This window comes from Bacillus sp. MUM 116 (genome assembly GCF_001866655.1).
In the GTDB taxonomy this organism is placed as follows: Bacteria; Bacillota; Bacilli; order Bacillales; family Cytobacillaceae; genus Neobacillus.
In genome coordinates this window covers 1-20,779 of record NZ_MLYR01000109.1, presented here as the reverse complement: position 1 = coordinate 20,779, position 20,779 = coordinate 1, and the positions used below count along the sequence as shown (strand labels likewise).

Annotated in this window: 23 protein-coding genes; 6 read left to right on the top strand and 17 right to left on the bottom strand. The window is 37.4% G+C overall.

Features of this window, described 5'->3' with window-relative positions:
- Positions 1-216 precede the first annotated feature (216 nt).
- Positions 217-411, bottom strand: a complete 195-nt coding sequence (locus BIV60_RS23380; RefSeq protein ID WP_071358114.1) for a hypothetical protein — start codon at positions 409-411, stop codon at positions 217-219.
- A gap of 183 nt (positions 412-594) precedes the next feature.
- Between BIV60_RS23380 and BIV60_RS23375 the strand changes: the two genes are divergently transcribed.
- Positions 595-1,224 carry a YktB family protein gene (locus BIV60_RS23375; RefSeq protein ID WP_071358113.1) on the top strand — a complete coding sequence of 210 codons (630 nt, stop codon included), beginning with the start codon at positions 595-597 and terminating at the stop codon, positions 1,222-1,224.
- Positions 1,225-1,412: 188 nt separating this feature from the next.
- On the opposite strand, the gene BIV60_RS23370 is transcribed toward BIV60_RS23375, so the two are convergent.
- Together BIV60_RS23370 and BIV60_RS23365 are read right to left on the bottom strand one after the other, a co-directional pair.
- Positions 1,413-1,685, bottom strand: a complete 273-nt coding sequence (locus tag BIV60_RS23370; protein ID WP_071358112.1) for a UPF0223 family protein — start codon at positions 1,683-1,685, stop codon at positions 1,413-1,415.
- 32 nt (positions 1,686-1,717) lie between these two features.
- The gene (locus BIV60_RS23365) at positions 1,718-2,677 is read right to left on the bottom strand and encodes an NAD(P)H-dependent flavin oxidoreductase (RefSeq protein ID WP_071358111.1); all 960 of its coding nucleotides are present in this window, start codon (positions 2,675-2,677) and stop codon (positions 1,718-1,720) included.
- 192 nt (positions 2,678-2,869) lie between these two features.
- Between BIV60_RS23365 and BIV60_RS23360 the strand changes: the two genes are divergently transcribed.
- Positions 2,870-4,342 carry an aminotransferase class I/II-fold pyridoxal phosphate-dependent enzyme gene (locus tag BIV60_RS23360; RefSeq protein ID WP_071358110.1) on the top strand — a complete coding sequence of 491 codons (1,473 nt, stop codon included), beginning with the start codon at positions 2,870-2,872 and terminating at the stop codon, positions 4,340-4,342.
- Between the two features lie 281 nt (positions 4,343-4,623).
- On the opposite strand, the gene BIV60_RS23355 is transcribed toward BIV60_RS23360, so the two are convergent.
- The 3 genes from BIV60_RS23355 to BIV60_RS23350 form a co-directional block, all read right to left on the bottom strand.
- Entirely contained in the window at positions 4,624-5,997 is a 1,374-nt protein-coding gene (locus BIV60_RS23355) for an IS1182 family transposase (protein WP_071358132.1), read from the bottom strand.
- A gap of 118 nt (positions 5,998-6,115) precedes the next feature.
- Positions 6,116-6,241: a GapA-binding peptide SR1P gene (locus BIV60_RS28745; protein ID WP_083402416.1), complete on the bottom strand. Its 126-nt coding sequence runs from the start codon at positions 6,239-6,241 to the stop codon at positions 6,116-6,118.
- A 153-nt stretch (positions 6,242-6,394) separates the two neighbouring features.
- A complete protein-coding gene (locus tag BIV60_RS23350) occupies positions 6,395-6,694 on the bottom strand; it encodes a DUF3055 domain-containing protein (protein WP_071358109.1) in 300 nt (99 codons plus the stop codon).
- Positions 6,695-6,841: 147 nt separating this feature from the next.
- Here BIV60_RS23350 and BIV60_RS23345 point away from each other — a divergent pair, with 147 nt between their 5' ends.
- Entirely contained in the window at positions 6,842-7,276 is a 435-nt protein-coding gene (locus BIV60_RS23345) for a DUF1885 family protein (RefSeq protein WP_256218521.1), read from the top strand.
- Positions 7,277-7,471: 195 nt separating this feature from the next.
- Here BIV60_RS23345 and BIV60_RS28740 read toward each other — a convergent pair whose 3' ends face one another.
- The 6 genes from BIV60_RS28740 to BIV60_RS23320 all read right to left on the bottom strand — a co-directional run bounded on the left by BIV60_RS28740 (position 7,472) and on the right by BIV60_RS23320 (position 13,804).
- Complete coding sequence (locus tag BIV60_RS28740; protein WP_371261583.1) at positions 7,472-7,723, bottom strand: hypothetical protein; 252 nt, start codon at positions 7,721-7,723, stop codon at positions 7,472-7,474.
- Positions 7,724-7,846: 123 nt separating this feature from the next.
- Positions 7,847-9,262 (bottom strand): dihydrolipoyl dehydrogenase, encoded by a 1,416-nt coding sequence (gene lpdA, locus BIV60_RS23340; RefSeq protein WP_071358107.1) that lies wholly within the window; start codon positions 9,260-9,262, stop codon positions 7,847-7,849.
- A 4-nt stretch (positions 9,263-9,266) separates the two neighbouring features.
- Positions 9,267-10,580: a dihydrolipoamide acetyltransferase family protein gene (locus BIV60_RS23335; protein ID WP_071358106.1), complete on the bottom strand. Its 1,314-nt coding sequence runs from the start codon at positions 10,578-10,580 to the stop codon at positions 9,267-9,269.
- A gap of 84 nt (positions 10,581-10,664) precedes the next feature.
- The gene (locus BIV60_RS23330) at positions 10,665-11,642 is read right to left on the bottom strand and encodes an alpha-ketoacid dehydrogenase subunit beta (RefSeq protein ID WP_071358105.1); all 978 of its coding nucleotides are present in this window, start codon (positions 11,640-11,642) and stop codon (positions 10,665-10,667) included.
- 3 nt (positions 11,643-11,645) lie between these two features.
- Complete coding sequence (gene pdhA, locus BIV60_RS23325; RefSeq protein ID WP_071358104.1) at positions 11,646-12,761, bottom strand: pyruvate dehydrogenase (acetyl-transferring) E1 component subunit alpha; 1,116 nt, start codon at positions 12,759-12,761, stop codon at positions 11,646-11,648.
- Between the two features lie 380 nt (positions 12,762-13,141).
- On the bottom strand, positions 13,142-13,804 hold the full coding sequence (locus BIV60_RS23320) for a YkyA family protein (protein WP_256218520.1): 663 nt from the start codon (positions 13,802-13,804) through the stop codon (positions 13,142-13,144).
- Between the two features lie 116 nt (positions 13,805-13,920).
- Between BIV60_RS23320 and def the strand changes: the two genes are divergently transcribed.
- Positions 13,921-14,475, top strand: coding sequence for a peptide deformylase (gene def, locus BIV60_RS23315; protein WP_071358102.1), 555 nt, complete (start codon positions 13,921-13,923; stop codon positions 14,473-14,475).
- 34 nt (positions 14,476-14,509) lie between these two features.
- On the opposite strand, the gene BIV60_RS23310 is transcribed toward def, so the two are convergent.
- Positions 14,510-15,280: a Cof-type HAD-IIB family hydrolase gene (locus BIV60_RS23310; protein ID WP_071358101.1), complete on the bottom strand. Its 771-nt coding sequence runs from the start codon at positions 15,278-15,280 to the stop codon at positions 14,510-14,512.
- Positions 15,281-15,861: 581 nt separating this feature from the next.
- On the opposite strand from BIV60_RS23310, the gene BIV60_RS23305 reads away from it, so the two are divergent.
- Entirely contained in the window at positions 15,862-16,071 is a 210-nt protein-coding gene (locus tag BIV60_RS23305; RefSeq protein ID WP_071358100.1) for a DNA-dependent RNA polymerase subunit epsilon, read from the top strand.
- A gap of 6 nt (positions 16,072-16,077) precedes the next feature.
- On the top strand, positions 16,078-17,745 hold the full coding sequence (gene rnjA, locus BIV60_RS23300; protein WP_071358099.1) for a ribonuclease J1: 1,668 nt from the start codon (positions 16,078-16,080) through the stop codon (positions 17,743-17,745).
- Between the two features lie 41 nt (positions 17,746-17,786).
- Here rnjA and BIV60_RS23295 read toward each other — a convergent pair whose 3' ends face one another.
- From BIV60_RS23295 to BIV60_RS23280, 4 genes are all read right to left on the bottom strand, one after another.
- Entirely contained in the window at positions 17,787-18,452 is a 666-nt protein-coding gene (locus BIV60_RS23295; protein WP_071358098.1) for a potassium channel family protein, read from the bottom strand.
- A gap of 79 nt (positions 18,453-18,531) precedes the next feature.
- Positions 18,532-19,449, bottom strand: a complete 918-nt coding sequence (locus BIV60_RS23290) for a DUF4349 domain-containing protein (protein ID WP_071358097.1) — start codon at positions 19,447-19,449, stop codon at positions 18,532-18,534.
- 109 nt (positions 19,450-19,558) lie between these two features.
- Positions 19,559-20,014: a TlpA family protein disulfide reductase gene (locus BIV60_RS23285; RefSeq protein ID WP_071358096.1), complete on the bottom strand. Its 456-nt coding sequence runs from the start codon at positions 20,012-20,014 to the stop codon at positions 19,559-19,561.
- A gap of 103 nt (positions 20,015-20,117) precedes the next feature.
- Positions 20,118-20,666 carry a peroxiredoxin gene (locus BIV60_RS23280; protein WP_071358095.1) on the bottom strand — a complete coding sequence of 183 codons (549 nt, stop codon included), beginning with the start codon at positions 20,664-20,666 and terminating at the stop codon, positions 20,118-20,120.
- Positions 20,667-20,779 lie beyond the last annotated feature (113 nt).

Genomic DNA, 20,779 nt, shown 5'->3' with positions numbered 1-20,779 from the left:
CACCCGATAAAATTGATGTACTTATAGCTTAATCAAAATGATTCAGCACATCAACTTTGTAGTTCCAATTTTAAACATTCGTGAATACATTAACAAATGGGAGCAATAATAAACGAACCCCTTTATTGTTACTGGAGTCCGTTTTAGATAAGCTCGATTACCTTTCTATTTTGTATCATTTCCTTAAAGTTACCCCTTAAAAAGTAAAACTTTATATTAAAAAGCTTTTAAACGTAATAGTTCCTGGCGGATTTTTTCCAATTTTAGTTTACACTCTTTAATTTTTTTCTCATTTTTATCCTCAATTGCTTCAAATAATGTTGCCAATTCATAATCCATTTCCAATCTCAAATAAGCTGTTCTTTCTTTTTCGCCTGCTTTTTTAAGCGTTGTATTCATTAATTGTTTCATGGTTCTCCTCCCTTTCATGATGGTATTGACTAATTTTTCAGACTATTTTTTTACTGTTATTCTATGAGTCAATGCGTAAGGATGTAACAAATTTGTGCATTAACCCAGATAAGCAATAGATTTTTTCAAAAACCGCCAATATGCTACAATAATGGACAAAGCTTATTGCAGGGGGTTTCCTAAATGAATTTTAAAGGATTTTCGCAAGAAGATTTTGATGTTTTCTTAATAGATGGATTAGAGCCAAGAATGGAGGCATTAAAAGAAATCATTCGCCCGAAGTTGGAATTTTTGGGACAATATTTTTCTCCCTTACTAACAACCCTTACTGGAGATGAAATGTTTGTCCATGTTGCAAAGCACGCAAGAAGAACCATCAATCCTCCAAAGGATACTTGGGTGGCTTTGGCTAATAATGCACGCGGCTATAAGATGCTTCCTCATTTTCAAATTGGGTTATGGAACAGTCATTTATTTATCTGGTTTGCGGTTATTTATGAGGCACCACAAAAAGAGGCTATCGGTGAAAGGTTCACGAAAAAATTAAATAAATTATATAAAGAAACACCCAAGGAGTTTGTTTGGTCCCTTGATCATACAAAACCTGAAACAGTGAACCATCAAGATCTTTCTAAAGATGAATTAAAGTCCTTTTTCCACCGTCTGCAAACTGTTAAAAAAGCTGAAATTCTGTCTGGTTTGATAATTGATCGGGAAAAAGTCATTGAATTAAAACCTGAAGAATTACTTGAACAAATTGAAAATGTGTTTAAACAAGTTGCTCCATTATATAAAATTGCTGTAAATAAATAAGAAAAGCGTAAGCGCCTTGGTCAGCCCCGACAGCTGCTCGCGGTCCTGACGGTGAAGTCGTTTTTTGACTTCATCGGCAGGACCGCAGCGACCTAGAGGGGCTAGGCGCTGGAGCTGGACAATTCTCGAAGCCATTTATAAATTCTATTGTAAAATAAAAGCTCCCTAAACTCGGGAGCTTTTTGCCATTACAACATTGAAATCTTTTCACCGGGAACAGCCTCTTTTGCTCGTTTGATAGTTCGATAAGAAGAATAACCGCTTATTTCTTCGAATTCACCACAAATCTTTTTCTCTTCTGCCTTTCCTGGTACGATCTCCTTGAAGCGTCGATAAGCATTCATGATTTCATCACGGGAAATCCCTTTTTCGTATGCTCTCTCAACCGTTTCAAAAAATTTTATTACATCCACAATTTCTTCTGTTGACCAATGATAATCGATTGGATATTGGTACTCCATCATTTCACCTGCTTACCGTTCTCTCTTAAACCTTATTTTCCCCATTTATAACGAATTTGTTCGGCATCGGTAATTATTCGCGAAAATAATTCCGTAACGGTTGGGACATCTTTTATTAATCCCATAACCTGACCTGCCCATGCAAATCCTTCGTTCTCCGCCCCATCATAAATGTAACGCATATTCGCTGAACCACTAATAAAATCTTTTAGTAGTTCATATCCTCCGTTCTCTTTTTCGATTTCAAGGATTTTATTTGTCCATGTATTTGCAATTGCTCTTCCGGGGCTGCCAAGGGAACGCTTAATCACAATGGTATCTGCTTCATTCCCTTCCACCAATCTTTGCTTATAAAGTTCATTTGCATGAACACATTCCTTTGTTGCAATAAATCTTGTTCCCATTTCAATCCCTTCAGCCCCTAAACTTAGAGCAGCGATCAGCCCCCGGCCATCGCCAATTCCACCAGAAGCAATGACAGGAATCGAAACAGCATCAACCACCTGTGGAATTAAGACCATTGTCCCGATATCATCTCTCCCAAGGTGTCCTCCACCTTCTTGACCAACAACCATTACTGCGTCTGCCCCTAGCTCCTCTGCTTTTACAGCTTGTCTTCTTGCCGCAACCAGAACTAATTTTTTGATGGAAGTTCCTTTTAACTGTTCAAAAATAGGAGCAGGATTCCCACCCGTCATCGAAACGACTGGTACGTCTTCGTCAATGGCAACCTGCAAAAAATCCTCAAATGGCCTTCCATGCTGCCCAATGGCAAAGTTTACACCAAATGGTTTGTTTGTCAACTGCTTCACTTTCCTAATTTCTTCTCTAAGTTTATACGCATCTCCAAGTGACATGGCCGTAATTTGGCCGAGGCCACCAGCGTTTGAAACAGCCGCTGCAAGCTTTGAGTAAGCCAAATAAGCAAGCCCGCCTTGAACAATTGGATATTGAATATTGAGTAAATCAGTTACTCGTGTTTGCCAATTCATTTGTATCCCTCCAATACTTCATTATCATTTATTTCGACTTCAAACGGTAAATTTCCTGTTGTTAAGGGAATGTTACTAATATGAAACGTATCCCTATGCAAGGTGAGTGAAAAGTGCTATAATTCATATGTTTTATGTATATTTATTCAAATGAAAATATAAGTATTTGAAATAAAGAGGTGTGGTACTAAATTGTCGCAAAATCAAACACCGTTATTCAGCGGTTTATTAGAACATGCAAAAAGAAATCCTATTCAATTCCATATACCTGGTCATAAAAAAGGTGCAGGTATGGATCCGGAATTTCGAAATTTCATTGGTGATAATGCCCTTTCGATTGATTTAATTAATATTGGACCACTTGATGATCTGCACGCACCAAAAGGCATGATTAAACAGGCTCAAGACCTTGCTGCCGAAGCATTTGGTGCCGACCGGACCTTCTTTTCGGTTCAAGGAACAAGCGGCGCAATAATGGCAATGGTAATGGCTGTATGCGGCCCTGAAGATAAAATTATTGTCCCGAGAAACGTTCATAAATCGGTTATGTCGGCCATTGTTTTTTCTGGAGCTATTCCCGTATTTATCCATCCGGAAATTGACGAACAATTAGGGATTTCCCATGGGATTACAACAGATGCCGTTGAACGGGCATTGAAACAGCATCCGGATGCAAAAGGAGTTTTGGTCATTAATCCAACCTACTTCGGCATTTCAGCAGATTTGAAAAAAATCGTTGAGATTGCTCATTCTTATAACGTCCCTGTTCTCGTTGATGAAGCGCATGGTGTGCATATTCATTTTCATGATGAACTTCCGCTTTCAGCCATGCAGGCAGGGGCCGATATGGCAGCGACTAGTGTCCATAAACTTGGCGGTTCGATGACACAAAGCTCCATCTTAAATGTAAAAGAGGGACTTGTATCCGCTAAACATGTTCAATCTATCCTCAGTATGATGACAACCACTTCCACATCATATTTATTGCTTGCGTCTTTAGATGTTGCACGTAAGCAACTGGTGACAAAAGGGAAGGACCTCATTGAAAAAACGATTCAATTGGCTCAATCTATTCGCAAAAGAATAAACGAGATTGAGCATATACATTGTATCGGCGAGGAGATATTAGGTTCTAAAGCCACTTTCGATTATGACCCAACAAAACTAATTATTTCGGTTAAAGATTTAGGGCTAACAGGCTATGAGGTAGAAAAATGGCTGCGTGAAAAGCATAACATTGAAGTAGAATTATCTGATTTATATAACATCCTTTGTATTATTACTTTCGGTGATACTGATTTTGAGGCTGACATTTTAGTTAAGGCCTTAAAAGATCTGTCTGAAACATTTAAGGATCGCGCAGAAAAAATTGAACCTGTACAGGTTTTACTTCCAGATATCCCATTACTTGCTTTAACGCCTCGGGATGCATTTTATTCCGAAACGGAAGTAATTCCTTTTGAACAATCTGAAGGCCGCATTATCGCCGAGTTTGTGATGGTTTATCCGCCTGGTATTCCAATCTTTATCCCAGGTGAAATCATTACAAAAGAAAACCTGCTCTATATTCAGAAAAACATTGAAGTAGGTCTTCCGGTTCAAGGCCCTGAGGACGATGAATTAAAAACAATCAGAGTGATAAAAGAATATAAAGCGATAAAATAAGAAAAACGGAAGCGCCTTGGTTAGCCTCAGGTATAGCACAAGACAAGCCGGCCGAAAGGTTGCTCTTTAACCTTTTGGACGGATTGGTTTGATGACCTCGAGGGGCTAGGCGCTGGGGTTGGACAATTTTCAAAGCAGAAAAAAATTTTCTTATCTTCTAAAAAAAAAAGGATTCCACTCCGGGGCTGTTGACAAAAAAGGAAAGGAGTTGTATCTCCTTTCCCTTTTTGTTTTTTTCTTTTTTAAATGATTTTTTTATCCTTTTTTCCCATCTTATGATGCTAATTCATCACCTTTATCATTCTTTTTAAGTTTAAAGCCAATGCCGAAAAGAGGCATTGTTCAAGAATTTTTTGAATGCCCCTCTTATAAGTTTTAAATAGGTTGTGTTTCATCTTCATGGTTCCGAAGGAACCTTCACACCAAACTCTTCTTAGCTTTTGTACCATTTTGTATTCAGGAGTATTTGCTCTTATTTTATTTGCTTCAAGCAATTCATGGGCTATTGGTCGATCAATGGTTCTTTTTGTTGCTGTTTTCCCAAAGCATTGTTCTCTAAAAGGACAGACTTTGCAGTCTTTTACTTTTGCAGAATATACTTTGGAGTACTGTTCACCGCTATGATTTATATGAGTAAAAGAAAGTATTTTTTGATTATGACAGATGTACGTATCGTTTTTATCATCATATATAAATTCCTTATAGGAAGTTGTATTATAAGCAGTTTTAGATTGAATTGGAGTAATATATCCTGTAATTTCTAATGTTTTTAATCCATGATGAATTGGGGTGGTATCAAATCCTCTATCTGCTCCAACATTTTTAATCTTCAAGTCAAATTTCTCTTGAATCACGTTAAGTCTTTCAATAAATGGTTCACAATCATTTATGTTTCCAGCACTTGGATGTATATCGACTATGATTCCGTTTTTTGTATCTATACTTGTATGGGCTAAGTAGTGAGGTCCAGATGGCTTTCCAGGGCGATTTAATAACCCAGAGTTAGGATCAGTTTTTACGATAGAGGTTGTATGGGTTGAGGAACCTTTTGGTTTTCGTCCCCGTTTATTTTTACCTGATTCTATTCTTTTCTCCTCTAATTCTATTTCAGTTCTCTTCGCTTCTTCTTCAAGGGTATTTAAATATTGGGAAGGAGTATTCTCCACAACTACTTTTTCAACTTTACCTTTTGCAGCACTAGCTTTAATGTGAGTAGAGTCTGTAACAATTACTTCCCCAGTAACAAAACCCTTTTCTATGCAGAGCTTAACAATATGATCAAAAATCTCTTGAAAAACGGTATTCCCCTTTTCTTTGAACCTTCTACGTCGATTCTGACTAAAGATTGAATGATCGGGAACAGGATCCGTTAAATCAAGTCCCAAAAACCAACGATAAGCAATATTTAAGTGGACTTCTTGCTCCAGCCGGCGTTCCGAATCAACATTAAAAAGATAACCAATTAGTAACATTTTAAATAAAAGAACAGGATCAAGTGATTTTCTCCCGAGTTTCGAATAATATTTTTCCATTTTGTCATATATAAATGAAAAATCAATTTTTTCATTGATTTGACGAAGAATATGATTTGAAGGAACAAAAACATTTAAATCAATAAACTCCAGTTTACTTTGATATTCATCTTTACGACCCATTGCCATAAAAATTCCCCCAATAAAAAACCTGTATAGAATAAATTCTACACAGGTTTTAGAAAATCCTATTTGATTGTCAACAGCCCCACTCCGGAATCCTTTTTTATTTTTTCTTTATTTATTTTTCTTCTTTAGAATGGTGGTCTTTACAGCAATTGCATTTTGAAGAATATAAAACGGTTACTTTTTCGTCTTCAAAATGATCAATAGTAGAGTTGCAAGATTGGCATACGATAGTACCCATTTTTTCTATCCCCTTTTTATGAAATGTAAACGCTTAAAACATCCTTGAGTTAATAATAATATATCACATTTAATATTTCAAGCCTAAATTGTATATCACATTTAAATATTTACATACAAAAAAGGACCTATAATTAGGTCCTTTTTAAGCCTTTTATTCATACTGGGTATACGAATGAACGGATGGAATCGTCACGCTGAAAAATTCAGCTAGATCTGCTGCCTGTTCGCGATTGGAAATTCGGAAAACGGTTTGCAAGTGGTCAATATCTTCGATGTCTTTAGGGTCGAGGAGGGTAGAACGCCCGGTTTGCATACAGACTACCAGAGGTTTTCCAAAAAACATGTTCGTAAATATAATTCCAAAGTCATAGCGGGTATGTTCAGTTGTAAAACCTACAAACCTCACCTTTACATTTTCCTGCTCATCATATAATTTTTCAAATAATTCCATTGGACTCCTCCATTCTTTTAATATTTAGAATATTATAATTTATTTTCACAAAAATTACAAGAAACTATTTTTGTAATGGTTGTCATTGGATTTTATTCAATGCTAAAATAAAAGGGGATATTAATGGAGTGTTAGGGGGGATTGATGTTGGCGAAAAATGCATATATTAAGCTGGTGCCTTCATCTGCGAAACAGCAAGTTATCATTGATGAAGTAAAAGATCTTTTCTATTATTATAAAGATATTACCTCGAAGACAGGCAATCAAGTTGACTGGCAATTCGGGGACGCAGCATTCCCTTATGAAGTAAAGGAAAAGGAAGATGAAAAAGGGAAATGGTTTTATTTACATTCTGATCATGAAAAGTATTGTGCTATTTTAGTTGGCGTTGATACAGAGTTTATCCGTGATGAGAATGGTGAAGAAAGAGAGCAGCAATATATTCAAGTAACCCTGCCTGAACAATCCACTTACGGTGATAAAGGGAAAGCCAACGAATTTTGTAAATTTCTTGCGAAAAAAATGCAAGGAGAACTCCATCTTTTTAATGATAGAATCATGTATTATTATCCGCGAAAATAATATAAGAAAAACGGAAGCGCCTTGGTTAGCCTCAGACATAGCATAAGCTAAGCCGGCGAGAAAGTTGCTCTTTAACCTTCTTGACGGTTTGGCTGTGGACCATCGAGGGGCAGGACGCTTGCGCTGGACAATTCTCAAAGACGAAAATTTTATACTTTCTTTACTTTTAAAAAAACTCCCTTTAAGGGAGTTTTTTTAATGGGTATAGAGTGCGAGAGTATAATGTATCGAGGTATAAATGACAAGGCTTACCGCTGTGAGGAATAATGTTTTTCTTGATGATTTCGTTATACTGTTACCAATCAAGTAAGCCAAATAAAAAAAGACAAAAAACATGATAACTTTATATACTAATTGGTCATGCTTCGATAACCACTCAATCAAGGTGTAACCGCTCCAAATCATAAATTGCAGCAACATCACTACATAAACCTTCAAAGGTATCACCACACCAAACTTCTATAAAAACCTGAATGGTAAAGTATATGTCAAAAAAATATAGTTATTTTCGTAAAAGCTCATTCCTTAAAAAAATGGTTCTTTCCTCTTCAGGAAAGAACCATTTGTAAATTATTTAATAATATGGATTGGGCTGCCCAAGGCTACTTCAGCCGCTTCCATTGTAATTTCTCCAAGAGTTGGATGTGCGTGAATAGTCATCGCAAGATCTTCCGCTGTCATACCTGCTTCAATCGCAAGACCAAGTTCAGCAATCATATCTGACGCACTTGCACCGGCAATTTGCGCACCGATTACAAGACCATCTTCTTTACGAGTGATTAGTTTTAAGAATCCATCTGCACTATCAAGTGAAAGTGCACGTCCGTTTGCCGCAAATGGGAACTTCGCTGCAATCACTTCAATACCTTCTTTTTTCGCTTGATCTTCAGAATAACCCACTGATGCAAGCTCTGGTTCAGAGAAGACAACCGCTGGAATACCTAGGTAGTCAATTTCTGATGGGTGACCAGCAATCGCTTCCGCAGCAATTTTAGCTTCGTATGATGCTTTATGAGCTAATTGAGGACCTGCAACTACATCGCCAATTGCATAAATGTTGCTAATGTTGGTACGGCATTGCTGATCAATTTCGATTAAGCCACGGTCGGTCATTTGAACACCGACTTGCTCTAAGCCCATTTCATCTGTGTTAGGACGGCGCCCAACCATGACAAAGCAGTAATCAGCTTCAATTTTCTTCTCTTCACCTTTAGTTTCAAACGTAACAACTACGCCATTTTCAGTTTCCTCTACACCTTTAGCAAATGCTTTTGTATAGAATTCAGCACCTTTTTTCTTCATATTCTTTTTAACAAGGGTGGCCATTTGCTTATCAAATACACCCATGCCTAAGATTTCATCGGCACCTTCTAAAATAGTAACTTGGCTGCCAAAGTTAGCATATGCGCCGCCTAATTCAATCCCGATTACACCGCCGCCAATGACAACAATTTTTTCAGGAATTTCAGTTAAATTCAATGCGCCCGTAGAATTTAAAATGCGTTTTGAATATTTGAATGCAGGCAGTTCAATTGGTCGTGAACCTGTTGCGATAATGGCATTTTTAAACGTATAAGTTTGTGCTGAATTTTCATCCATTACACGTAACGTATTGGCATCAACAAAGTATGCTTCACCGCGAACAATGTTTACCTTATTGCCTTTTAATAATCCTTCAACACCGCCGGTTAATTTCTTTACGATACCAGCTTTGAATTCTTGTACCTTTGTGAAGTCAACTTTCACATTCTCCGCTGTGATTCCGAATTGGTCGGAATGCATAGCTGTTTCATATCGATGTCCTGCAGCAATTAGGGCTTTTGATGGGATACATCCAACATTTAAACATACTCCGCCCACATATTCTTTTTCTACAATCGTTACTTTTTGTCCAAGCTGTGCAGCACGAATTGCTGCAACATATCCGCCAGGACCTGCACCGATGACTATAGTATCTGTTTCAATTGGGAAATCTCCAACTACCATTTTTTTACGCCTCCATTAGCAATAATTCTGGGTCGTTTAATAATCGTTTAATGTGGTTCATTGCGTTTTGGGCTGTAGCACCGTCAATCATGCGGTGATCAAAGCTTAAGGAAAGAGCAAGCACAGGTGCTGCTACAATTTCTCCATCTCTAACAATTGGTTTTTCCGCAATACGGCCAACTCCTAAAATGGCTACTTCAGGGTGATTAATCACAGGAGTAAACCATTGACCGCCTGCTGAACCGATATTAGAAATCGTGCAAGATGCACCCTTCATTTCATTTGGAGCAAGCTTTCCATCACGCGCCTTTGTTGCTAATTCATTAATTTCATTTGAAATGTTAAATACGGATTTACGGTCAGCATCCTTTACAACTGGGACTAATAAACCTTTTTCAGTGTCTGCTGCAATTCCAATATTGAAATAATGCTTATGAATAATTTCATTTGTTGCATCATCAAGTGATGTATTTAATACTGGGAACTCTCTTAATGCACTTGTTAAAGCTTTTACGATATATGGTAAGAAGGTAAGCTTAATGCCTTTAGCAGCAGCCACTTCTTTAAATTTTTTACGGTGTGCTACAAGCTTAGTTACATCAATTTCATCCATTAATGTAACGTGTGGAGCAGTATGTTTAGAGTTCACCATTGCTTTTGCAATTGCCTTACGGATACCGCTCATTTTTTCACGTGTTTCAGGATATTCACCTTGTGGAATTGGTTGGGCTTTTGGTGCTTCTACATTCACTTCTTGAGCTGCAGCAACATTTTCAGCTGGTGCTGCTACAGTTGCTCCGCCGCTTAAGAATGCATCAATATCAGTCTTCAAGATACGGCCATTGTCGCCTGTACCTGAAACAAGGCGAATCTCAACACCTTTTTCACGGGCATATTTACGAACGGATGGCATAGCAATAATGCGACGGTTTGGATCTACTTCAGCTTGTGTCTGTGCTCCAGAACTTGGTACTGTTGCTGCTTCTTGCTTTGCTTCTGCTACAGCAACCGGTGCTGGTACCGCTTCTTGCATAGGCTCCTCATCACCATGATCGCCCTTAAATTGCAAGTTTTCGTACCCTGGCGCATCAAAAGTAACAAGAACCTGTCCGACCGTAGCAACGGTTCCTTCTCCAATTAAAACTTCGAGAACAGTACCTTCTACAGGAGAAGGAATTTCAACTACCGCTTTATCATTTTGCACTTCGCAAAGTACATCATCTTCTTGAACCTTGTCACCTGGCTTTATGAACCATTTGACAATTTCACCTTCGTGAATACCTTCACCAATGTCAGGCATTTTAAATTGAAATGACACTGTGATTCATCCTCCTATATTCCCTCTCTTTCCGCAGTTGTATACAACCTCTGCGGAATGTAGAGGAGACTATTTTTCGATTATTTAGAACGTCAATACTTTTTTAGCCGTCTCGATTACATCCTTATAGTTAGGAAGCCATACAGATTCAGCTTGAGAAAAAGGATAAATCGTATCAGCAGCCGTTACACGTAAAACTGGCGCTTCCAAGCTCAAAATTGCACGGTCGTTAATTTCAGCAACAACAGTTGCTGCAACCCCAGCTTGTTTTTGTGCTTCTTGAACAACAATTGCACGGCCTGTTTTTTCAACAGATGCAATGATGGTTTCAATATCAAGCGGGCTAATCGTACGCAAATCGACAACTTCTACTGAGTAACCTTCTTTAGCTAATTCTTCTGCAGCTTTTAATGATTCGTGAACCATTGCACCGTAAGTGAAGATTGAAAGGTCCGTTCCTTCACGCTTTACGTCTGCTTTTCCAAGTGGAATGGTGTATTCCTCTTCAGGTACTTCTTGACGGAATGCACGGTATAATTTCAAGTGCTCTAAAAATACAACCGGGTCATTGTCGCGAATAGATGAAATTAATAATCCTTTTGCATCATAAGGTGTAGAAGGAACTACTACTTTCAAACCAGGAGTTTGTGCCATTAATCCTTCTAAACTGTCTGAGTGAAGCTCAGGAGTATGAACGCCTCCGCCGAATGGAGAACGTACAGTAATCGGCATGTTATAGCGTCCGCCTGAACGATAGCGCATACGAGACATTTGACCCGCGATAGAATCCATTACTTCAAATACGAAACCAAAGAATTGAATTTCTGGAATTGGACGATATCCTGTTAAAGCAAGTCCGATGGATAAACCGCCGATACCTGATTCAGCTAGCGGAGTATCAAAAACTCGATCTTCACCGAATTCTTTATGAAGTCCTTCAGTGGCACGGAAAACCCCGCCATTTACACCGACGTCTTCCCCAAATATTAAGGTTTTCGGATCATTGCGCAATTCCGTACGCAATGCATCAGTAATCGCTTGAATCATTGTCATTTGAGCCATGACTTACTTCGACTCCTTTGCTTTATAAATTTCATATTGTTCTTTTAAGTTAGAAGGCATTTCTTCAAACATATTGGACATTAAATCGGTCACTTTTTGCTTAGGAGCCGCATCTGCTTTTTTAATTGCTTCTTTAATGTCTTCTTTTGCTTGTTCAATGACTTCATTTTCTTTTTCTTCGCTCCATAGACCTTTGTTTTCTAAGAACTTACGGAAACGAACAAGTGGATCTTTCTTTTCCCATTCGTTATCAAGTTCAGTCGTACGATAACGAGTTGGATCGTCTCCCGCCATTGTGTGCGGTCCATAACGATACGTAAGTGTTTCAATTAATGTAGGCCCTTCACCATTGATTGCACGCTCACGAGCATCACGAACTGCTGCATAGACAGCTAACGGGTCCATTCCATCTACTTGAATTCCAGGAATACCTGCAGCAACTGCCTTTTGAGCAACGGTTTTAGCTGCTGATTGTTTTTCAACTGGTGTTGAAATCGCAAAACGGTTATTTTGAACGATGAAGATCGCAGGAGCTTTAAGGGCACCAGCAAAGTTAATTCCTTCATAGAAATCACCTTGTGACGCACCACCGTCACCAGTGTAAGTAATCGCAACAGCTTTATTGCCGTTCTTTTTCAATCCTAACGCTACGCCTGCAGTTTGAACATATTGCGCACCGATAATAATTTGTGGGGATAAAACGTTAACACCTTCAGGAATTTGATTTCCTTGGAAGTGACCGCGTGAGAATAAGAATGCTTGATAAAGTGGAAGTCCGTGCCAGATTAATTGTGGTACATCACGATATCCAGGTAAAATAAAGTCTTCTTTTTCCAAAGCAAATTGTGATGCTAATTGTGACGCTTCTTGTCCGGCAGTTGGGGCATAGAAACCAAGTCTTCCTTGACGATTTAAAGAGATGGAACGTTGGTCAAGAATACGTGTATAAACCATCCGGCGCATTAATTCTTGAAGCTGGGCATCTGTTAAATCAGGCATTGCCGCTTCGTTAACGACTTCGCCTTCTTCATTTAAAATTTGAACCGTTTGAAACTGTTCTTCGACGATTTCGAGCGATTTTTTCGCATCTAGCTGGGCGTTCTTTAGTTTAGAAGCCATTTACGTCACCTCTTCCTTTCTTTTCAAAAAAAAATATAAATTAATCATTTCACCTTTGTAGGTTACCCAAAAACCTAAAAAGACAAAAAATATTGAATGAAAATTTCTTTTTCCATTCCATCATATTCTGTATCAGTAAATTTGATATTTCAATTGATACAATTATTATCTACATATCCGAGTTTACATCAACTTTCTATGCGCGTCAAATACTAAATCCTATAATTTTTCATCATTTCTATACTACAAATAGTAACCTCTTTACATTTAGCTGTATTATTTAAAATCGCAAAACTGTTATATAAAATCAAAGAAATTTGTTTGCTGTTATAACAAAGAAAAAAATCGGCTTTTCCAGCCGATTTCTAAGGAAACAAACATTATTCACTGATTTTCAACCCTGCCATTTTATAGAATGCAAGCTTTTGGTTATTGTAATCTTTCGTAAGTCGATTAAACTTTTTATTTGCTGCATAAACCTTTTGATAAGTTTCATTCACCTTATTCACGTTTGACTCTAATACATCAAACGATAAATTTTTATTTTTTAATAGGCCATACAATTGTTTATCATATTTTAGCGCATTCATGTATTCCCTTTTAAGTTCATCGTGGGCTGAATATCGATCCATCATGATTTGATAAAGCTGATCCACCGATTTTTTTAATTTTCGATCCTTTAAATCATTTTTATATTCTTTAACTTTTTGGAATGTCTCTTTTGATTCCTTGAGACTTTCAGTTTCCTCAATCATATGCTGTTTTCGCTTTTCAACCATCTCTAAAGCTGTATCAGCCAATTTTATCACTTTATCATACTGTTTTAATCCGAGTCCCATAATTTGGTCATATGCAGCTTTTTCTTTCTTTTCCAGAGCTACTAGCGGTTCCTGCTGATTTTCAAACCCTTTTTCTTTTGCTACAACTTTTTCTAAAATATCGTAGATTTTTTCTACAGGTGTTTTTTGATTAAAACAACCTGACAAAATCAGAATGAGAGTAATAATGGAAATCCATACACGACTTTTGACCCCAAAAGACAAGGTACTACCTCCTAACATAAAACCATTTAGTCACATTTCAAAGTGGTTAACTTTTTTTGGTTTCTTTGATAGACTAATCTTATTCATTATAACAGAAAACAGGAGTGAAACAGCCCATGATTACAATGGAGGATATCGTTCGTGATGGTCATCCCACGCTAAGAAAAGCAGCAGCAGAAGTTTCTTTACCGGCATCTGATGAAGACAAACAAATTTTAAGAGAACTTTTAGAGTATGTTAAAAACAGTCAGAACCCGGAAATTGCTGAAAAACACAAATTAAGACCCGGTATCGGTTTAGCAGCCCCTCAAATTAATGTATCAAAAAGAATGATTGCTGTTCATATACAGGATGAAAAAGGCACACTATATAGCTATGCTCTTTTCAATCCAAAAATTATAAGTCATTCAGTCGAGAAATCCTATCTTCAATCAGGAGAAGGTTGTCTTTCAGTCGATGAAGCTATTCCAGGCTTTGTACCTAGGCACGCTAGAGTTACATTAAAGGGGTACAATGAAAAAGGCGAAGAGGTAAAACTTCGGCTAAAAGGACTTCCGGCCATTTGCTTTCAACATGAAATAGACCATCTTAATGGGATTATGTTTTATGATTATATTAATAAACAAGAACCTTTTAAACCAATTGAAGGAGCAATTGCCATTGAAAGGTAAAAAAACTGCCGCCCCTTTTGGTGACGGCAGTTTTTTATATTAACTGTAACTCCTTTAGCCCATTCCAAATACCGTTTTCCGCGACATCCGTTGTAATATAATCGGCGTTTTCTTTCGCCTCAGGAACCCCATTTCCCATGGCAACACTTGTACCAACAGCCTTTAGCATTTCCAAATCATTTAAACCATCTCCAAATGCATAGACATCTTTTAATTCAAATCCCAGCCGCTCAATCATTTTTTTGATTCCTTCAGCTTTTGAACCCCCTTGCGGCAGTACATCAACGGAATAATCATGCCATCTAATAAAGTTAAACTTTGGATAATGCTTAAAATACTCTAATTCTTCTTTATCTTCACAGAAAAGAAGGGATTGATAAATCTTTCTATTTTTATAAAAATCAGCATCCACTTCAGGATGGGAAAAATTTAGAGTTCCAAGACTGATGTCGATAAATGAATGGTGCTTAACGGTTGCCTTCATCGTTTGATCATTCATCAATACTAACGGATGTCCATTTTGCTTCGTTTCAGTCAAAAGTTTTTCAAGTTCTGTTTGATCAAGGGGGTTTTCATAGATAACCTCTCCTTCAAAGACAACAAATTGGCCATTGTAGCTAACATAGGAATTGATTTCAAGTTCCTTGCGTATGCTTTCAAACATAAACGGCGCTCTTCCGGTAGCAATCGCTACATAAACACCCTTTTCTTTTAATAAATTGATCGCCTTTTTCGCGCTGGCTGGCAACTTTTTTTCATGATCAAGCAACGTTCCATCTATATCGAAAAAAACAATTTTCTTCATTAAATATAAACTCCTTTAAATCAGGCTTGCTTTTTATTCTATGGATGTGTTAAAGGACATTTTGATTTTTAACCCCTGAGCGGAAATCAACAGACAAGTTTAACACAGCATATTCTATAAAAACACTAACCTTATCTATATAAATTGTCAATTCTTTAACATTTAATTGAATTCCATGATTAACCATGAAAGTATCAACAAAAATCCCATATAATAATAATAAAAAAACATAATCTGAAAAAAATCTTTAATAATCTATCATGGCTTGCTTTACATTGGACAAGGATCGATTAAAATAAAGGTAAGGAGATGATCCACTATGTTAAAGAAGCTAAGAAAGAAGCTTTTAAAACAGTGGAAAGATTTATTACGAAAAAAATCGATTGCCTAAATTTTTGAGCCCTTCATACTTGCGAAGGGCTCCTTCCTTATTGTAAATTGATAAGCAGTAATCCGTTTACATACTTTTCACTTTGCGACCACAACCTGGATTATTTGGCAGAAATAATAAAACGAATGAAAAAGATGTAAAAATTAGATATAATAGAGAAAGTTATGATTGATTAAGGAGCGATATAGTCATGATATATAAAGTATATTATCAAGCAAGCAACAAAGACGTACCTGTGAGAGAGAAAACAAAAACCCTTTATATGGAGGGAGAATCAGAAAGAGATGTTCGGAAAAAGCTTGCAGACCGTGAGTTTAACATAGAATTTGTACAAGCCGTTTCAGGTGCGTATTTAGAGTATGAACAACAAAATGAAGATTACAAAGTATTGGAGATATGATAATTTATGAAATTTGTAAAAAACGATCAAACTGCTGTTTATGCCCTTGGAGGATTGGGCGAAATCGGCAAGAACACATATGCAGTTCAATTTCAGGATGAAATCATCTTAATTGATGCCGGGATAAAATTCCCGGAGGACGAGCTATTAGGCATTGATTATGTCATTCCTGACTATACCTATCTGGTAAAAAACGAAGAAAAAATAAAAGGACTGTTTGTTACACACGGACACGAGGATCACATTGGTGGCATTCCATATTTATTAAGGGAAATTAATATCCCTATATATGGCGGCAAACTTGCCCTTGGATTAATTAAAAATAAGCTTGAAGAACATGGTCTTCTAAGAAATGCCAAACTGATTGAAATTAAAGAAGATGATGTAATTAAATTCCGTAAGACATCTGTTACTTTTTTCCGCACCACACATAGTATTCCCGATTCCTATGGAATCGTCGTAAAAACCCCTCCAGGTCAAATAGTCCACACAGGTGATTTTAAATTTGATTTCACCCCTGTCGGTGAACCAGCTAATTTAACAAAAATGGCCGAAATTGGGAAAGAGGGAGTTTTATGTTTACTCTCTGACAGTACGAATAGTGAAATTGCTGACTTTACGATGTCCGAACGCCGTGTTGGCGAAAGCATACATGATATTTTCCGGAAAGTGGATGGCCGAATCATTTTTGCTACTTTTGCTTCAAACATTCATCGCCTACAGCAAGTAGTAGAAGCAGCAGTAACAAATGGACGAAAAATTGCTGTATTTGGAAGAAGTATGGAAGCAGCAATCAATATTGGGCTTGAATTAGGATATATTCTTGCTCCAAAAGAAACGTTTATTGAATCCAATCAGATTAACCGACTTCCTGCAGATAAGGTAACCATTCTCTGCACAGGAAGCCAGGGAGAACCAATGGCTGCTCTTTCAAGAATTGCGAATGGCACTCATCGACAAATTCAAATCATACCGGGAGATACGGTTGTCTTTTCATCCTCACCAATTCCTGGTAATACAATAAGCGTCAGCAGGACCATCAACAAGCTCTTCAGGGCGGGTGCGGATGTCATTCATGGGAAATTGAGCAATATCCATACCTCTGGACATGGCGGCCAGGAGGAACAAAAGCTAATGCTTCGTCTCATAAAGCCAAAGTTTTTTATGCCAATTCATGGTGAATACCGGATGCAAAGAATGCATGCCAAGCTTGCCGTTGACTGTGGAGTGGAGGAAGAAAACTGTTTCATTATGGATAATGGTGAAGTTTTGGCTCTTTCAGAAAACACTGCACAAATAGCAGGTAAAATTCCTTCGGGCTCAGTTTATATAGATGGAAGCGGTATTGGCGATATTGGAAATATTGTACTTAGGGACCGTAGAATTCTTTCTGAAGAAGGCTTGGTAGTCGTTGTAGTCAGCATTAATATGAAGGATTTCAGGATTGCCTCAGGCCCTGATCTGATTTCAAGAGGATTTGTCTACATGAGAGAGTCCGGTGATTTAATTAATGATGCTCAAAACTTAATTACCAAACACATCAATAAAGTGATGGAGCGAAAAACAACTCAATGGTCAGAAATAAAAAATGAAATCACTGATACGCTTGCACCATTCCTATATGAGAAAACCAAGCGCAGACCTATGATTTTACCAATTATAATGGAAGTTTAAAAAAGGAAACGCCCCGGCGTTTCCTTTTTTTATTCTAAATTCTAATTTACAGCCATAGCCTTTTTTCCAAATCTGTCTATGTCTATATCACTTCCGATTACGACCAATACATCTTTAATACGAAGGGGTTCTTTTGCCTGCGGGGAAACGATGAGCTCTTCTCCCCTTTTAATAGCTACGATATTAAGACCGTATTTCTTGCGGATATCTAATTCCATAATCGTATGTCCGGCGATTTTTTCATTTGCAACAATTTCAACAATACTATGATTATCTGATAATTCAAGATAATCAAGGACATTATTAGAAGCCAAATTGTTCGCAATCCGTCGCCCCATATCCCTTTCAGGGTGAACTACTTGGTCAGCACCAATTTTCCGAAGCACCTTCTCATGATAATCATTTTGCGCTTTAACCGTTATATTTGGGACACCTAATTCCTTTAAAATTAGCGTAGTTAAGATACTTGATTGGATATCATCACCGATAGCAACAATCACATGATCGAAATTGCGAATTCCTAAACTTTTTAAAACTGCTTCGTCCGTTGTATCCCCTACAGCCGCATGGGAAGCAATCATCGAAAATTCATTAACCCTTTCTTCATCTTTATCGATTGCCAATACTTCGATTCCTTCCTCTGTAAGGGTACGGCAAATACTGCCGCCAAACCGGCCAAGCCCTATAACCGCAAAACTTTTTTTCACAGTTTTCTCCTCCAAGCACTACATGATCTCTCTTTTTGTTCATTTTAGCATATGGAAGTGATTCAAGATAATAGGTCATTTAACCTCTTGGATTAGTCTTGCTTCTTTTTTTAATATACAAATACAAAAGGAAACCAATCACTAAAAGAATGATTAGAATCGGCAGATTACCAATCACAAAAACAACTAGCCCGGAAACAATGGCAAAAAGAGCATTGGTGCTCTTCATAAACTGTTTTTTCGTTCTCTCCCATGTGTTTAGGTTCTCTTTCTCTATATCCGGAACAACCACTCTGGATTCGGATAGCATAATATTCACTGTTGAAAATGCGGTTTGATTTTTTATAAACTTCATTTTCCCTTCAATCGTTTCAATTTCTTCCTGTACAGTAGCCAGGTCAGCTGAAATTTTTAATAAATCCTCCGTTTTCTCAGCATTTTTCATGAAAGTTGTTAACCGTCCTTCCACGATTTTTTTCGATTTAAGTCTTGATTCCAAATCCACATATTCCTCCGTTACATCCTGTCCTGAAATATTTCGGTGAATAACTTCTGCCGCCTGGCCCTCGGCATCATGTAAAAATTCTTGAAAATATTTTTGTGGGATTCGAATCCGAATATTCCCGCTCATATGTTCCTTTCCTTCTTTTGTGACACCTGATTCTGCAATATAACCACCATATTTTTCAGCTTTTTCTTCTATTCTTTGTAGGGTTTGTTCAAAACTATTTACCCGAAACTCCAAGTCTGCAGTATATATGACCATTTGAGCTTGCATATCTTTTTTAATTACAGCATCCGGTTCTTTCTCTAACTTTAAATCCTTACTTGAAAGCATTGATGCTTTTTCTTGATTTCCATATTGGACAGCATCTGCTTTATTGTTCGAGGTTTGATCCATTTTAGCACTTTCGCTTTTACTGTTGGAACTGCAGGCCGAAAGGAAAAGGAAAACGAAAACAATCCATACTGGCACTAATTTCTTTGCTCTTTTCACTCTTTGCCCCCCTTTTTTATCTATTTATTAAAACCGACGAGTAAAAATTGAAAGGGTTTCACAAAAAGTAAAAAACTGCCCGTTTTAAAAACGAGCAGTTCAGAAATTATTATTCTGTTTTTTCCATTTCATCTAAAACGCGGTTTACGCGCTTTTCTAGCATTTTCATGCCGCTTCCGCCGGCTTGGAAGTGACGTAGCTTACCTTCTCGGTCAAATACATAATACGCTGGAACATATTGATTTTCAAATGCCTCTGTTAGTTTGTGTTCACTGTCAACAAAGATTGGTTGAGTAATCCCGTGTTCTGCGGCCACTTGTTTGATTTCTTCTAGGTTTAAATCATTTTCGGAACGAGGCATATGAACAGCAACTACATTTAATTTGTCTTTGAAGTCATCACGAAATTGATTGACTTGCAGCATTGCTTCTTTACAGAGGTGGCAGCTAATTGACCAAAAATGAATCAATGTTGGTTTTTCACCCACTAATTCATTTTTTGTCACTTGGCCGTTCAACCATTCAGTTGCACCCGTTAATTCTGGCATTTGCTCACGTAATTTCATGTTAAAACCCCCTATTTTAAAACTTCTGTTGGTATTCAACATAACCATTTTAAAAATAGACCTAACACTTTACGGTTAGGTCTATCATGAATAATTTTAAAAATTAAACGTTTAATGTAGCTTGTCCTGGCTTCCAGTTTGCAGGGCAAAGTCCGCCAGTTTGAAGTGCTTGAAGAACACGAAGTGTTTCATCAACATCACGGCCAATATTGTTGTGGTTTACAACAGAATATTTTAATTCGCCTTCAGGATCGATGATGAATAGACCGCGAAGTGCAACACCTTCTTCTTCAATTAACACACCATATTCACGAGCAACAACATGGTTAGTGTCAGCTGCTAGTGGATAATTTAAATCGCCAAGACCGTTTTCTTTGCGGTCTGTTTTAATCCAAGCAAGGTGAGTATGAATGGTATCTGTAGAAGCACCAACTACAACTGCATCCAGGTCATCGAATTCTTCGAAACGATCAGACATAGCTGTAATTTCAGTTGGGCAAACGAAAGTAAAGTCCATTGGATAGAAGAACAATACTGTCCATTTGTCATTTTTGATGTTCTCTTCAAGACTAACTTTTCCAAATTCTTTGTTTGGTAATACTGCATCCATTTCAAAACGTGGAGCTTGTTTACCTACCATACGTTCTGGCATATCGAATCCCTCCAAATATTTTTTAAATGAGATAACTTTATAGCAATTCTCATTTGCTATCCTTTTGACATAATTAATTATAGGACAAATCTAATTTTGAGTCAATATTAAAT